Here is a 14,540-nt window from a genome sequence, read left to right on the forward strand (position 1 = left end):
GCGGGGATCAGTGGCAGCGCCCGCCGGCGGGCTCCGCGACCTCCAGACGGCAGAAGCACGACGACTGGACCGGTACGTCGGCCAGTGCGCTCGCCTTCTTGAGCTGGTGGGCGACGAGGGCCGCCTCGCCGGTCTTGCCGGTGCGCAGCAGGCACTCGTGGAAGCCGTGCAGCGCCCAGACGTTGCCCGGGTGCTGGAGGGGCCGGGGCAGGGTGTCGTCGAGGCCGAGGTCGGCACGGTAGACCGCCTCGGCCTCCGCCACCCGGCCCTGCTCCAGCAGCAGTGCGCCGTAGGCGTGGCGGGTGGGCTGCATCCAGCCCCAGGGTTCGTCGTAGGGGAGGTTGTCGTCCAGTTCGATGGAGCGCTCCAAGGCGGCGAAGGCGAGGTCGTGGTTGCCCCTGCGGTATTCGAGTTCGCCGTCCAGCATGGCCGCGGCGATCGCGAGGATGTCGTGGCAGGTGTTGTTGAACAGCATCCGCGTGTCGGGCACGCGGCCCACCGCCGCCCGGAAGAGCTCGCGTTCGGCCTCCGCCCGGTCGACCTCGCCGGTGGCGGAGAGCGCGACGCACCGGGCGTAGTGCCGCATGGCGACGGTCATCGCGTAGAGCTCCGGGTCGGCGGGGGCGGGCAGTTCGAGGATCTCGGTCCAGCGGCCGAAGCGGATCAGGACGTGAACGCGCATGGCCAGGAAGGCTTCCAGCCAGTCGGCCATCGGGGGGCTCGGCACGCGGAGGAGGTCCTCGGGGATGGCCGCCTCCAGCTGGGCGGCGGTGTCGAGGGCGACCTGCGCCTGCCCGAGGAACATGGCGCCGTAGATCTTGAAGTGGTAGTTGTGCGCCCGGTAGAGGGTGTAGAAGTTCATGGCCCCGGCCTGCCGGTGGTACTTCTCGTCGGCGGCGATCGCGTCGCTGTTGGCCGCGACGACCTGGCGGTAGTCACCGCACAGGACGTCCAGGTGTGAGGGCATGTGGAGCAGGTGCCCGGCGTCGGGCACGATGCCGCGCAGCCGGTCGGCGACGGTGAGGGCCTGCTCCGGGGTCGGGGACATCTCCATCAGGTGGATGTAGAGGTGCAGGACCCCCGGGTGCCGTACGCCGGCCTCGGTGGCGAGGGCGCCTTCCAGTACGGCCCTGGCCTCGGTGGTCCGGGCGCCCTCGGCCGGCCGGCCGGTCCTGAGGTCCCACAGCTGCCACGGGGTGAGGTTCATCGCGGCGTCGGCGTGCAGGGTGGCGATGTCCGGGTCCTCGGGAGCCAGTTCGTACACGACGCGCATCGCGTCCGCGTAGGGCTCGTTCCACACCGAGCAGTCCTCGACGGCCTCCGGCTGTGGATAGCGGGCCCGCAGGGCGCCGATGAGGGCCCGCTCGACCGGGGTGGCGCGGGCAGCCTTCTCGTGAGCGCGTTCCACGGCGGTGTGCGTGCGTTCGACGGTCCGCACCAGTTCCTCGCCGTCGAAGAATTCCCAGGGCTTGTTGTAGTTCGGGCCGAGGGCGTAGGCGATTCCCCAATACGCCATCGCGCAGTCCGGATCGGCCGCGGCCGCCTTTTCGAAACAGGCGACGGCTTCCTCGTGATGGAAGGCGTACGTCCACACCAGGCCGCGGTCGAACCAGAGTTGGGCATCGGCGGAGGACGTGGTGACGGGACGGCTGTGCGTACCGAGGTCGTAATAGTCGCCCATGAGTTTCTCCTGGAAAAGCGGCCGGGGCCGTGAGAATAGCGGTTGCGGACACGCCCTCGGCTTTCCGATCAATTCTCGTATTTCCAGATTAGCGGTTCGGGTAGCGATGAAGCGCGCCGGTGCGACTCGCCCACCTCCCCCACAGGGGCGACACACTGCCACCGGCGCGAACCCTTCCCACACTGATGGCGCACGGTAGGCAAACGGTTACAGTCCGACATGGGGTGGCGATCATCTTGTCGTTCGATCGTGGGTACCTTGGCCGGTGGGCTGGCACGGCCCAACTCCCGCTCCCTAGGATGTACTTCCTGTCCAGCCAGTCCGTTGGCGCGGCACCTTGCAGGGGGAACGATGCACTCCGAGAAGCAGCTGTCCACCGAGATCGACGCGAACGTGCCGACGGCAGCGCGCATGTACGACCACTACCTGGGTGGCAAGGACAATTACGCGGCGGACCGCGCCGCGTGCGAGGAACTCGACAAGGTCGTCCCCAGCACGCGCCGCCTGGCCCTGAACAACCGGCGCTTCCTCCAGCGGGTCGTGAAGACCCTCTCGGAGGAGTACGGCATCCGGCAGTACCTGGACCACGGATCCGGCCTGCCGACGCAGGACAACGTGCACCAGGTCGCCCAGCGCATCGACCCCACGACCCACGTGGTCTACGTCGACAACGACCCGATGGTGCTGGTGCACGGCCGCGCGCTGCTGGAGCAGGACGAGCGGACGACCGTCATCCACGCGGACATGCGCGAGACCGACCAGATCTTCGGCCACGCCGACACCAAGCGGCTGATCGACTTCGACGAGCCGGTGTGCGTGCTGTTCAACTCCGTGTTCCATTGCATCCCGGACAGCGACACCGACGGGCCGCTCGCGGTGGCCCGGCGCGTGCGGGAGCGGCTCGCGCCCGGCAGCTTCATGGTGATGTGCCAGCTGGTCAGCGAGGACCCCGAGGTCCGCGCCTTCGTCACGAACTTCATGGACCAGGCGACCCAGGGCCACTGGGGCCGCGTGCGCGAACCGAAGGACGTGGAGACGTACTTCGAGGGCCTGGAGATCCTGGAGCCGGGGCTCGTCGAGGTGTCGACCTGGCGTCCGGACACCGAGGTGGTGCCCCGTCAGCTCACCCACGAGTGGATCGAGTTCGGCGGCGTCGGGCGGATCCCGCTGGAGAAGTGACCCGCAGATGTGACCGGAGCGGTACCTCGCGCGGGGCGGCCGTCGCCCCTCACGAGGTTCCGCAGGTCACGGGTAGCGCTGCTCCATCGTCTGCCGCAGCAGCTCCATCGAGTCACGGGGCTTGAGCGCCTCGTCCGCGAGCCGGTCCAGCGCGATCCGGTACTCCTCGGTCTCGTCGCGGTCCTCAAGGAAGTTCGCGCTCTTGATGTGCTCCAGGTAGCCCACGTCGGGCAGATCAAGGCCGCCGAAGCGCAGATACGTGATCGGGATGGCGGGCGCCGAGGCGTTGGTGACGCTCAGCGGCACGATCTGCAGCGTCACATTGGGGCGCCCGGCCATCTCGACGAGGTGCACGAGCTGCTCCCGCATCACGTCGGTGCTGCCCAGGACGCGCAGCAGCACGGACTCGTCGATGATCACCCACAGCTGTGGGGCGTCGGCCCGTGACACCAACCGGGCCCGGTGCCTGCGCAGTTCGACGCGCCGCTCCACCTCGCTCGCGGGCGCGTTCGGCAGACCGCGCTCCACCACGGCCCGGGTGTAGGCGGGTGTCTGCAACAGGCCGGGCACGTACTGGATCTCGAAGGTACGGATGGTGGCGGCGGCCTCCTGGAGCCCGACCAGCCGGTCGAACCACTCGGGCATCAGCCGCTTGTCGTACCGCTGCCACCAGCCGGGCTCGCCGGCCCGTTGCAGCAGCTTGAGCAGCACGGAGACTTCGTAGTCGTCGGTGCCGTACAGCTCCAGCAGGGCGCGGACGTCGTTCTCCGTCGGCGGTCGGCGGCCCTTGCCCGACTCGATGCGGGACAGCTTCGCGGCACTGAACCCGACAGCGCGCGCCGCCTGGTCCTGGGCGAGCCCGGCGTCCTCGCGGAAGCCGGCGAGCTGTACACCGACCAGCATCTTCAGCAGAGTCGGCGCCGGCTCACGCCTGTCCAGGTAGGGTTCCAGACGGGAGATGCGATGCGACGCGGCGGACATCCTGACTCCCAGCAGACCGGCACAAGGGCGATTAACACTATCGCACTTCACCGGGTCTTCACGCATCCGCCCGCAAAGCCCCCGCGGAAGTGGGGAGTTGGACTCCGCTTCTCCCCGAGGGCATCACGCGCCGCGCGCAGCGGGACCGTTCCTCACAGCAGGTGGTCGAACTCGCCGTCCTTCGCCCCGGCCAGGAAGGCCGCCACCTCCGCCGACGTGTAGACGAGGGCGGGCCCGTCGGGGTCGCGGGAGTTGCGCAGGGCGATCCCGCCGTCGACGAGGGGGGCGACCTCGACGCAGTTGCCCTCGGCGTTGCTGTGCCGGCTCTTCACCCAGCAGGCTTCCAACGAGCTTGCCCGCACTCCGTTCTGCACTGGTGGCACCGCAGTCTCCTCGCTGTTCTCGTTCCCCGCCGCGCACGGTGTGCCCGGCCGTCCGGACGAGTGGCGGACGCGTCCCTTCGACCGCACTCGTCCCGGCTTGCGTACCCACAACGGCTTGATTCTCACGCAATTTCTCGTGCAATTGCACGCGAGCGCCTTCAGCGTGGATAATAGCTGCGGCGTCAACCCCCGGGCTGGCGCCGCGTCCTGACGTCGCATCGGGGAGATGCCGTGTCATCACCTGCGCAGCACGTGCTCCGGCCGCCGAGTGGAGCTGCGGCACACGCAGGCGCACCCGCGGCGGACCCCGCCTTCCCGGCCGGCTCGCATCCGGCCTCGCCGTACGGGGCTCCACCCTCAATGCCGAAGACACTGCCGCAGTTCTCGGGTGCCCTGTCCGCGTCGGCCGCGCTGCAAGTCGAGTGCAGCCGGGAGGGGTTCGCGCGAGCCCGGTCCTTCACCCGCGTCACCCTGCACGGCTGGTCGCTCGACCACCGCTGCGACGACGCGACCCTCGTCATCACCGAGCTCACCGCCAACGCCGCGACGCACGCGGCGCCGAGAGCCTCGATGGCGCCGGGCGTGCCGGAGATCCGGCTCGGGTTCCTCCTGGACCCCGGCCACCTGCTGGTCACCGTCTCCGACCTCGACGACCACCCGCCCGTGTACCGGCCGGCTGGCATCGCCCTGGAGGAGCACGGCCGGGGGCTGTGCATCGTCGACGCCCTGTCCGAGGAGTGGGGCTGGGCCCCCAGTCCCCCGGCGGGCAAGACGGTCTGGGCCAGGATGTCGACCCGGCCCGCCCCACCCTGTCCACCCATCTGACACCACTGCCGCGGAAAGGCCCCTCGCCATGCGCAGCGCTTCGACGGAACACCCGGGCGGCGAGCGCCCCCAGCGCCCCGACGCCCCGGCCCGTAACACGCAGCTCACAGCACTGGACCGCGTGCCGTGGGGCGACATCCAGGACTCCACGGGTTCGGCTGCGGCCATCCCCCAGTTGCTCACCGGCATCGCGGGGGGTGACGCCGACCTCGCCCGCTCCGCCCTCGACGACCTGCGGAAACGGATCTGCCAGTTCGGTTTCGTGGTGGAGCAGGCGACCGCGGCCACGGTTCCGTTCCTGTGGGAGCTGGCGAAGCTGCCGCAGGTGACCTGCCGCGCCCAGATCATCCGGCTGCTCCAGAACATCGCCGACGCACGGCAGTGGGAGAGCACCGCCGCCGTCTATCCGAAGCTGCTGAACCACCGGGAGAACCCGGTGGTGTGGGAGCGTGCGGCGCGCCAGGCGGTGCGGTCCCGGCGCGGTGAGCTGGGACGGCTGATGGCGGACGAGGACGGCGAGATCGCCCGGGCCACGACCGAGCTGGCCCGCTCGCTGGGCGCCTGACACGGCCGTACGTTCTCCGGTGGGCAGGCCGCACGTTCACCGAAGGGTGGCGAGCCCGTCCGGCCCGCAGACGTGACGAAACGGTGAGGACCCCCTGTCACCATGGGTGATGCCCCTCGCCTCCCGGGGCCGGGCAGTGTAGACATGGCACATGGTCCGACTCTTGGGTCGATCCGGGACTCGATCGCCCCTGCGGCCCGGCGCTGCGCCGTCGGCACGGCAGCGGCGGGAGGCGGGCCCGCCACGGTGGCAACCGGGGGCGGGGCTGCGGTCGGTGCTGGGCGGACGCAGCGTCGCCGGACAGGTGTTCCTGCTCGTCGTGGTGATCGTGCTGCTGCTGGTCGTGGCGGCCGTCGTGGCACTGGTGCTGCAAGTGCGGCACGACACGACACAGGAGGCCCGCAACCGTTCGCTCGCCGTCGCGGAGACCTTCGCCAACGCGCCGGGCACCGTCGAGGCGCTGCAGAGCCCCGATCCCACCGCCGTGCTCCAGCCCCGGGCCGAGGCCGCCCGGGAGCGGTCGAGGGTCGACTTCGTCGTCGTCATGAACACCGACGGGATCCGCTACACCCATCCCAGGACGGACCGGATCGGGAAGAAGTTCGTCGGGACGCTCGCGCCGGCGCTGGCCGGGAAGTCGTTCACCGAGGAGATCGAGGGCACCATCGGCCCGCTCGTACAGGCCGTGGTACCGGTGAAGGACGCGGACGGCCGGGTCGTGGGCCTGGTCTCGGCGGGGATCACGACCAAGAGCGTCGGCGGCACCGCCGACCGTCAGCTGCCGCTCGTGCTCACGGCCGCCGCGGCCGCGCTCGTCCTGGCGACAGCGGGTGCCGCACTGGTGAGCCGGCGACTGCTGCGCCAGACCCACGGGCTCGGCCCCCACGAGATGACCCGGATGTACGAACATCACGACGCCGTGCTGCACGCCGTCCGGGAGGGCGTGCTCATCGTCGACGACGGGGGCACCCTGGTCCTCGCCAACGACGAGGCGCACCGGCTGCTGGGGCTGCCCGCCGACGCCGAGGGCCGGCACGTCCTCAGTCTCGGCCTCGACCCGGGTACCGCCGACCTGCTGGCCTCCAGACGCGTCGCCACGGACGAGGTGCACCTCGTCGGGGACCGGCTCCTCGCCGTCAACCAGCGGACGACGGACCGTGCGGGGGTGCCGCCCGGCAGCGTCGCCACCCTGCGCGACTCCACGGAACTGCGGGCGCTGTCCGGGCGGGCCGAGACCGCGCGGGAGCGGCTCAACATGCTGTACGACGCCGGTGTGGGCATCGGCACCAGTCTGGACGTGACGCGCACGGCCGAGGAGCTGACCGAGCTGGCCGTGCCGCGGTTCGCCGACTTCGTCACCGTGGACCTGTTCGACGCGGTGCTGGGCGGCGGGCAGCCGAACGCGGCGGCCTCGCTCAGCCGGACCGCGGTGAGCGGGATCCGCAAGGACGCGCCGCTCTATCCGGTCGGCGAGCGGATCAGGTTCGTCGAGTCCTCGCCGCAGGGCCGCAGTCTCGCCACCGGCGGGCCCGTCCTGGAGCCCCGGCTGGGCGAGGCCCCGGGCTGGCAGGCGCAGGATCTGGAGCGCTCGGCCCAGATCGTCGCGTACGGCATCCACTCGCTGATCACGGTGCCGCTGCGGGCCGGCACCCTGGTGCTGGGCGTGGTCAGCTTCTGGCGCTGCGAGAAGCCGGAGCCCTTCGACGCGGACGAGCTGGCCCTGGCCGAGGAACTGGTCGCGCGGGCCGCCGTCTCCATCGACAACGCGCGCCGCTACACCCGCGAGCACAGCATGGCCGTGACGCTCCAGCGCAGCCTGCTCCCCCGCAACCTGCCGGAGCAGGGTGCCCTGGAGATCGCCTACCGCTATCTGCCCGCGCAGGCCGGGGTGGGCGGTGACTGGTTCGACGTGCTGCCGCTGTCGGGGGCCCGGGTGGCGCTCGTGGTCGGGGACGTCGTCGGTCACGGACTGCACGCCGCGGCCACGATGGGGCGGCTGCGCACCGCGGTGCACAACTTCTCCGCCCTCGACCTGCCGCCCGAGGAACTGATCGCCCTGCTGGACGAGTTGGTCGGCCGGATCGACCAGGACGAGACGGAGGACGAGGGCAGCGCCCCGGTCACCGGCGCGACGTGTCTGTACGCCGTCTACGACCCGGTGTCCCGGCGCTGCACCGTCGCGCGGGCCGGGCACCCCCCGCCGGCGCTGATCCACCCGGACGGCACGGTGGAGTATCCCGACGTGCCGGCCGGTCCCCCGCTGGGACTCGGGGGTCTGCCGTTCGAGACGGCGGAGCTGGAGCTGGCCGAGGGCAGCCGGCTCGTCCTCTACACCGACGGTCTTGTCGAGGACCGGGAGCGGGACATCGATGTGGGCCTGGAGATGCTGCGCAAGGCACTGGGCCGGGCGGGGCAGTCGCCGGAGGACACCTGCCGGGTCGTGCTCGACTCGCAGCTCACGGCCCGCTCCAGCGACGACATCGCGCTGATCGTCGCGCGCACCCGGGCGCTGGCCCCCGGCCAGGTCGCCGAGTGGCCGGTGCCGGCCGATCCCGCGGCCGTGGGCGAGGTGCGGGCGGCGGTGAGCCGGCAGCTGACCGAGTGGGGCCTGGACGAGCTGACCTTCAGCACGGAGCTGATCCTGAGCGAGCTGGTCACCAACGCGCTGCGGTACGGCGGCGGCCCCATACGCGTCAGGATGCTGCGCGACCGCAACCTGATCTGCGAGGTGTTCGACAGCAGCAGCACCTCACCGCACCTGCGGTACGCGACCATGACGGACGAGGGTGGGCGCGGCCTGTTCCTGGTCGCGCAGCTCGCGGAGCGCTGGGGGACGCGCTACCTGCGCGCGGGGAAGGTCATCTGGGCGGAGCAGCCCCTGCCATAAGGGGAACCATGGGCTTCCCATAAAGTAGCCTTATGAGCTCATAGACCGGACCCCCGTACCGACTTAGGCATGCCTTAGTTTAGGCTTCCCGTCGAGATCGCTTGTCGCCGCTCGAAGGGAACCTGACCATGCCCCGCCCCCTGCGGGTAGCCATCGTCGGATCCGGCCCCGCCGGGATCTACGCCGCCGACGCCCTGCTCAAGTCCGAGGTGGCCGCCGAACCCGGCGTTTCCATCGACATCTTCGAGCGCATGCCGGCGCCGTTCGGTCTGATCCGTTACGGCGTCGCTCCCGATCACCCGCGGATCAAGGGCATCATCACGGCCCTGCACCAGGTGCTCGACAAACCACAGATCCGGCTCTTCGGCAACGTGGACTACGGCACCGACATCGGCCTGGACGACCTGCGCGCGTTCTACGACGGCGTGATCTTCGCCACCGGCGCGACGGCCGACCGGGCGCTCTCACTGCCGGGCATCGACCTGGACGGCTCGTACGGCGCCGCGGACTTCGTGTCCTGGTACGACGGCCACCCGGACGTGCCGCGCACCTGGCCGCTGGAGGCGGAGAAGGTCGCCGTGCTCGGCGTCGGCAACGTGGCGCTCGACATCGCGCGCGTCCTGGCCAAGACGGCGGACGAACTGCTGCCGACCGAGATCCCCGCGAACGTCTACGAGGGTCTGAAGGCCAACCGGGCCAAGGAGATCCACGTCTTCGGCCGACGCGGCCCGGCGCAGGCGAAGTTCAGCCCGATGGAACTGCGGGAGCTGGACCACTCCCCCAACATCGAGGTCATCGTCGACCCCGAGGACATCGACTACGACGAGGGCTCGATCACCACGCGGCGCGGCAACAAGCAGGCCGACATGGTGGCCAAGACCCTGGAGAACTGGGCGATCCGCGACGTCGGCGACCGGCCCCACAAGCTCTTCCTGCACTTCTTCGAGTCGCCGGTCGAGGTCCTCGGCGAGGACGGCAAGGTCGTGGGCCTGCGCACCGAGCGCACGGAACTCGACGGCACCGGCAACGTCAAGGGCACCGGCACGTTCAACACCTGGGACGTCGGCGCGGTGTACCGCGCGGTGGGCTACCTGTCCGACAAGCTCCCCAAGCTGCCCTGGGACATCGACTCGGGCACCGTGCCGGACGAGGGCGGCCGGGTCATGCAGGAGTCGGGCGAGCACCTGCAGTCCACGTACGTCACCGGCTGGATCCGGCGCGGCCCCATCGGCCTCATCGGGCACACCAAGGGCGACGCCAACGAGACGGTGGCGAACCTGCTGGACGACTACCGCAACGACCGGCTGCACACGCCCGCAACTCCCGCCCCCGAGGCCGTGGACGCGTTCCTCGCCGAGCGCGACATCCGCTTCACCACCTGGGACGGCTGGTACAAGCTGGACGCCGCGGAGAAGGCTCTGGGCGAGCCCGAGGGCCGCGAGCGCGTGAAGATCGTCGAGCGCGAGGACATGCTGCGGGCCAGCGGCGCCTGACGCTTCGCACCTGACGTTTTACCTCCCGCGGGGCGGGTTCGGTGGCAATGTCACCGGACCCGCCCTTCTGCGTACTTGAAGCGTGTACGATCCGGATGCTTCACCGAACCATCACATCGCCTTCACCTGAAGGCCATGCAGGGGGGACGAACGTCCATGCGCATACGCCTTGTCGCCACCACGGCTCTCGCCGCCGGAGCCCTGACCGCCCTGTCGGCGGTCCCGGCCCAGGCCGCCGAGTACGACTCCGCGCTGAAGATCCGGGGCATCCAGTACGACGCTCCCGGGAGCGACTCCAACCGCTGCTCGGGCGGGAACACCGCCGAGGAGTACCTGACCATCAAGAACTACTCGCGCTCAACGACGGTGAACCTCAAGGGGTACGTCGTGAAGGACGCGGCGGGAAACAAGTTCACCTTCACCGCGAGCCACACCCTCCAGCCGGGTGACTACGTGAAGCTGCGCGGCGGCAACGGGACCGACTCCGACACCAGGAACGTCGTCTACCGCGACAACTGCAACTTCATGTGGAACAACGACAAGGACACGATCTACGTGTACAAGCCGTCCGGCAGCCGTGCCGACGTGCACTCGTACACCAAGAGCGGCTCCGACCCGGACCGCAACGGGTACATCACCTTCCACGGCTGAGCCTTTTGCCGATCCGGCAACAGGCTTGGCGTGCGGCGCGGCGGGCGCTGGATGATCGGTGGACCGAACGCCCTTCGGATCGCGGGAGGATCCATGCCGCAGACGTCCGCCGCCGACCGCACCCATCGCCTGGTGCCCACACCGGCCGGCCGCACCCACCTCGTGGAGCAGGGCGCCGGACCGCTCGTCCTCCTGCTGCACGGGTTCCCCGAGTCCTGGTACTCCTGGCGCCACCAGGTGCCCGCTCTGGCAGCGGCCGGCTACCGCGCGGTCGCCGTGGACGTACGCGGCTACGGGCGCTCGTCCCGGCCCCCGGAGGCGGACGCGTACCGGATGCTCGATCTGGTGGCGGACAACGTCGCCGTGGTGGAGGCTCTGGGCGAGCCGTCCGCCGTGCTCGTCGGGCACGACTGGGGCGCGAGCATCGCGGCGACCTCCGCTCTGGTCCGGCCGGAGACCTTCCGCGCGGTGGGACTGCTGAGCGTGCCCTACACCCCGCCCGGCGGGCCGCGACCGAGTGAGGTCTTCGCGCGGATGGGGGGTGACGAGGAGTTCTACGTCTCCTACTTCCAGGAGCCGGGCCGGGCCGAGGCGGAGATCGAGCCCGACGTGCGCGGCTGGCTCGCGGGCTTCTACGCGGCCCTGTCGGGGGACACGCTGCCCGGGGCCGACCCCCATTTCGTGGCCCCCGGCGGTCGGTTGCGCGACCGGTTCCCCGCCGGCCGGCTGCCGGAGTGGCTGAGTGAGGCCGACCTCGACGTCTACGCCGCGGAGTTCGAACGCACCGGACTGACGGGGGCGCTGAACCGGTACCGGAACATGGACCGCGACTGGCGGGACCTCGCGGACTTCGCCGGGGCCCCCGTCACCCAGCCGTCGCTGTTCATCGGAGGCACCCTGGACGCGTCCACGACCTGGCTGGCCGACGCGATCGAGGCATACCCGAGCACGCTGCCCGGGCTGAAGGGCTCGCACCTTCTGGACGGCTGCGGTCACTTCGTTCAGCAGGAGCGTCCCGCCGACACCAACCGGCTCCTGATCGAGTGGCTCGCCGGCCTCCCGGGCTAGGGCAGCCAGCGGTCGAGGTGGGCGCGCAGACCCGTGAGGTCGGTGCCTCGTGCCAGGTGACCCACGTACCCGTCGGGCCGTACGAGGGCGTGCGTGGTGCCCGGCCAGGGGCTCCGCGGGCCCAGGCGGTGCACGTTCAGCAAGCCGTGCCGCTCGCCCAGCGGCAGGTCGTCGGGCCAGTGGTGGGCGGGGCCGGTGAGCAGCAGGTGGTAGCCCGGTCCGGTGATGCGGCGCTGGAGTCCGGCCGGGGTGTCGGGCAGGCGGTCTCCCGCGCGGGGGCCCTGCCGAGGGCGCTGCGGTCCCGTGGCGGAGGCGGGGCCGCGTCGGTAGTGGATGCCGAGTTCGGAGACCGTACGGAACAGGCGTGCCCGGGCACCGGTCGCGCGCAGGAGCAGCGGGGCCAGGTGGGGAGCGAGGCGCGCCCGCGCCAGCCGCAGGACCGGGTGGCCGCTCGTACCGATGGTGAACGCGCGGTCGGTGAGCCTGCGTACGCCGTGGCCGACCGGGGCACGCTCGGCCTCGTACGTCTCCAGCAACTCCTCCGGTGCGGCCCCGCAGCAGACGTGGGCGAGTTTCCAGCCCAGGTTGAGGGCGTCCTGGATGCCGGTGTTCATGCCCTGTCCCCCGGCCGGGCTGTGGATGTGCGCCGCGTCGCCGGCGAGGAAGAACGGGCCCTTGCGGTAGTGGGTGGCGCCGCGGTTGTGGATGCGGAAGCTGGTCATCCAGACCGGGTCGTGCAGGGACGGCCTGTCGGGCGTCCAGTCGTCGGCGATCCGCTGGAGGAGGTCCAGGGTGACCTCGCCGCCGGGGGCGTCCGGCGGGTGCATAGCGATCATCCGCCAGGTGGCAGGAGTGCCGAGCGGGAAGAAGAACAGCAGCCCGGCCGCCGTCAGATACGTGTGTGCGGTGCCCTGCTCCAGCCCGTCGGCCTCCAGGTCCGCCAGCAGGAACGTCTGCGGATAGGCGTACCCCTCGAAGGCGATGCCCGCCAGGGCACGCACGGTGCTGCGTGCGCCGTCGCAGCCCACGACATAGCGGGCCCGCACCGTCTCCTCGGTCCCGTCGCGGCGTCGCAGGCGGCAGGTGACGTACTCGCCCTCCGGTTCAGCGCCGAGCAGTTCGGTGCCCCGCTCCACCGTCACGTCCCGCTCGGCCAGATGAGCCGCGAGGGTGGCTTCCGTCTCCGACTGCGGAAGGAACAGCAGGAAGGGGTACGGCGTGTCGTCGCAGCCGACGTCGAACAGCGGGACGCGCAGCACCCGTCGGGGCAGATGCAGGTGGAGCCGGACGGCCGTGTTGCCCCGATCGACGAGGTCGTCCGCCACGCCGAACGCGGACAGCATCTCCAGGGTGCGGGGCTGGATCGCGGGAGCGCGTGACTCCCGGGCGCGGTCCAGTGACCGGTCGACGATCCGGAACGGGGTGTCACCGGCGCGCAGTTGGGTCGCGAGGGCGAGCCCGGTGGGGCCCGCGCCCACCACGAGCACGTCCAGGGGTGCCGTCATGGCACCCACCGTAGACGCGGCAGGCCGCGCGCGGGCCGTCGTCGTGCGGCGTGCCGGTGCCCTCCGCGACGTGTCCGTGGCGGAGGGCTCCCGTCCGGTGGTGCCGGTTCAGACCTCCAGGTCGGCCTCGATACGGCGCAGCTGGTGGCGGGCCATCGCGAGATTGGCCCGGCTCCCGTCGAGCACGAGGTAGAGGAAGAGTCCGCTGCCTCCGCGGCCCTTCAGGAGGCGGATGAGGTGGTACTGGGTGTTCAGGGTGATGAGGATGTCCTCGATCTCCTCCTTCAGTCCCAGGTGCTCCATGGTGCGCAGTTTGGACCGCACGACGTCGGTGTTGCCCGCGGCGGCGACTTCCAGGTTGAAGTCCTTGCTGCCGCCGAGGGTGCCGAGAGCCATACCGCTGGTGTAGTCGACGAGTGCGACGGCCGTCGCTCCGTCGATGGAGCTCAGGCATTCCTTCAGCGCGGTCTCCGTGTTGGCCATGCGCTCGGTTCCTTTCCTTCGGTCTTCTACTTCGGTGGGTCGGAAGGTTCGTGGGTCGGTGGTTCGGGTGGGTCTGGTCGGTGGTTCGGGTGGGTCTGGTGGTTCGGGTGGCTCAGATGCCGGTGTGCGGGCGCGGCTGGTGCGCGGGCCGCTGCGGGGTCCGTACCGGGAGGGTGCCGATGGGGCGGTCGCCGGCCGGGGGCACCGTGGCCAGGTGCTCTTCGGGTGCCGGCCGGTCGGCGTGGCGGCCGGTGCCCGGGCCGACGCCCGCGGCCACCAGGTCGGCGATCCGGGCGCCGCTGCGCCGGCCTTCGAGGTGCAGGCGGCCGACGTTGACGCGGTCCTCGGCCAGGAGGGTGAGCACGGCGGTCGTTCCGGCGGCGTAGGTCGCGACGTAGCCTCCGGAGCCCCGGACCAGCAGTTCGCGGAAGTCACCGCGGGCGGCGGCGTCGGTCATGCGGTAGGCGACGCCGAGGGCGGCGGCGGTGAGCGCCGCGAGTCCCTCCGGCTCGGTGCCGGGCACGTCGTGGGCGAGGACGAGTCCGTCGACGGTGGCCGCGAGGGAGCCCGTCAGCCGGGGTATGCGGGTGCGGAGCCGACGCAGTTCGTCCAGGACGTCGGTCTCGACGGCCATGAGCAGTCTCCTTTCGGCACGCTGTCTTCGCGCGCGGATCACAGTGCCTCCAAGGCGTGCAGGAGCCGTCGCAGCAGTGCGGTGTCGGGCTCGTCCGGTGCAGCGGGACGAGGTGAGGGGCCCGGCTCGGCGGACACGGTGGCGGGGGCGGACGCTGGGGCTGGGGCTGTCTCTTATACACATCTGACGCTGCCGACGATACTCC

The 14,540-nt window shown here is 71.0% G+C and carries 13 protein-coding genes; 7 read left to right on the forward strand and 6 right to left on the reverse strand.

The genetic code is table 11. From position 1 onward, the window contains the following. Positions 1 to 7: 7 nt before the first annotated feature. On the reverse strand, positions 8 to 1,681 hold the full coding sequence (locus OO68_RS15330; RefSeq protein WP_033308891.1) for a hypothetical protein: 1,674 nt from the start codon (positions 1,679 to 1,681) through the stop codon (positions 8 to 10). Positions 1,682 to 2,032: 351 nt separating this feature from the next. Between OO68_RS15330 and OO68_RS15335 the strand changes: the two genes are divergently transcribed. Beyond that, positions 2,033 to 2,860 (forward strand): SAM-dependent methyltransferase, encoded by an 828-nt coding sequence (locus OO68_RS15335; RefSeq protein WP_033308892.1) that lies wholly within the window; start codon positions 2,033 to 2,035, stop codon positions 2,858 to 2,860. Positions 2,861 to 2,926: 66 nt separating this feature from the next. On the opposite strand, the gene OO68_RS15340 is transcribed toward OO68_RS15335, so the two are convergent. Continuing rightward, on the reverse strand, positions 2,927 to 3,841 hold the full coding sequence (locus OO68_RS15340; RefSeq protein ID WP_033308893.1) for a helix-turn-helix domain-containing protein: 915 nt from the start codon (positions 3,839 to 3,841) through the stop codon (positions 2,927 to 2,929). A gap of 152 nt (positions 3,842 to 3,993) precedes the next feature. Then, the gene (locus OO68_RS15345) at positions 3,994 to 4,224 is read right to left on the reverse strand and encodes a DUF397 domain-containing protein (protein ID WP_033308894.1); all 231 of its coding nucleotides are present in this window, start codon (positions 4,222 to 4,224) and stop codon (positions 3,994 to 3,996) included. Between the two features lie 207 nt (positions 4,225 to 4,431). On the opposite strand from OO68_RS15345, the gene OO68_RS15350 reads away from it, so the two are divergent. From OO68_RS15350 to OO68_RS15375, 6 genes are all read left to right on the forward strand, one after another. Then, positions 4,432 to 5,049 (forward strand): ATP-binding protein, encoded by a 618-nt coding sequence (locus tag OO68_RS15350; RefSeq protein ID WP_033308895.1) that lies wholly within the window; start codon positions 4,432 to 4,434, stop codon positions 5,047 to 5,049. 28 nt (positions 5,050 to 5,077) lie between these two features. Next, on the forward strand, positions 5,078 to 5,614 hold the full coding sequence (locus OO68_RS15355; RefSeq protein WP_033308896.1) for a hypothetical protein: 537 nt from the start codon (positions 5,078 to 5,080) through the stop codon (positions 5,612 to 5,614). A 151-nt stretch (positions 5,615 to 5,765) separates the two neighbouring features. Next, complete coding sequence (locus OO68_RS15360) at positions 5,766 to 8,501, forward strand: SpoIIE family protein phosphatase (RefSeq protein WP_209442585.1); 2,736 nt, start codon at positions 5,766 to 5,768, stop codon at positions 8,499 to 8,501. 128 nt (positions 8,502 to 8,629) lie between these two features. Further along, positions 8,630 to 9,994 carry an FAD-dependent oxidoreductase gene (locus OO68_RS15365; RefSeq protein ID WP_033308898.1) on the forward strand — a complete coding sequence of 455 codons (1,365 nt, stop codon included), beginning with the start codon at positions 8,630 to 8,632 and terminating at the stop codon, positions 9,992 to 9,994. A 156-nt stretch (positions 9,995 to 10,150) separates the two neighbouring features. Beyond that, entirely contained in the window at positions 10,151 to 10,645 is a 495-nt protein-coding gene (locus tag OO68_RS15370) for a lamin tail domain-containing protein (protein WP_033308899.1), read from the forward strand. A 93-nt stretch (positions 10,646 to 10,738) separates the two neighbouring features. Beyond that, positions 10,739 to 11,713 carry an alpha/beta hydrolase gene (locus tag OO68_RS15375; RefSeq protein WP_033308900.1) on the forward strand — a complete coding sequence of 325 codons (975 nt, stop codon included), beginning with the start codon at positions 10,739 to 10,741 and terminating at the stop codon, positions 11,711 to 11,713. Here the strand turns inward: OO68_RS15375 and OO68_RS15380 are convergent. The 3 genes from OO68_RS15380 to OO68_RS15390 form a co-directional block, all read right to left on the reverse strand. Beyond that, a complete protein-coding gene (locus tag OO68_RS15380) occupies positions 11,710 to 13,218 on the reverse strand; it encodes an FAD-dependent monooxygenase (RefSeq protein ID WP_033308901.1) in 1,509 nt (502 codons plus the stop codon). The genes OO68_RS15375 and OO68_RS15380 overlap by 4 nt on opposite strands. Before the next feature lie 108 nt (positions 13,219 to 13,326). Continuing rightward, entirely contained in the window at positions 13,327 to 13,701 is a 375-nt protein-coding gene (locus tag OO68_RS15385) for a roadblock/LC7 domain-containing protein (protein ID WP_030847269.1), read from the reverse strand. 112 nt (positions 13,702 to 13,813) lie between these two features. Beyond that, positions 13,814 to 14,335 carry a roadblock/LC7 domain-containing protein gene (locus OO68_RS15390; RefSeq protein ID WP_033308902.1) on the reverse strand — a complete coding sequence of 174 codons (522 nt, stop codon included), beginning with the start codon at positions 14,333 to 14,335 and terminating at the stop codon, positions 13,814 to 13,816. Positions 14,336 to 14,540 lie beyond the last annotated feature (205 nt).

The sequence above is a fragment of the Streptomyces iakyrus genome (assembly GCF_000717055.1).
Classification (GTDB): Bacteria; Actinomycetota; Actinomycetes; order Streptomycetales; family Streptomycetaceae; genus Streptomyces; species Streptomyces iakyrus.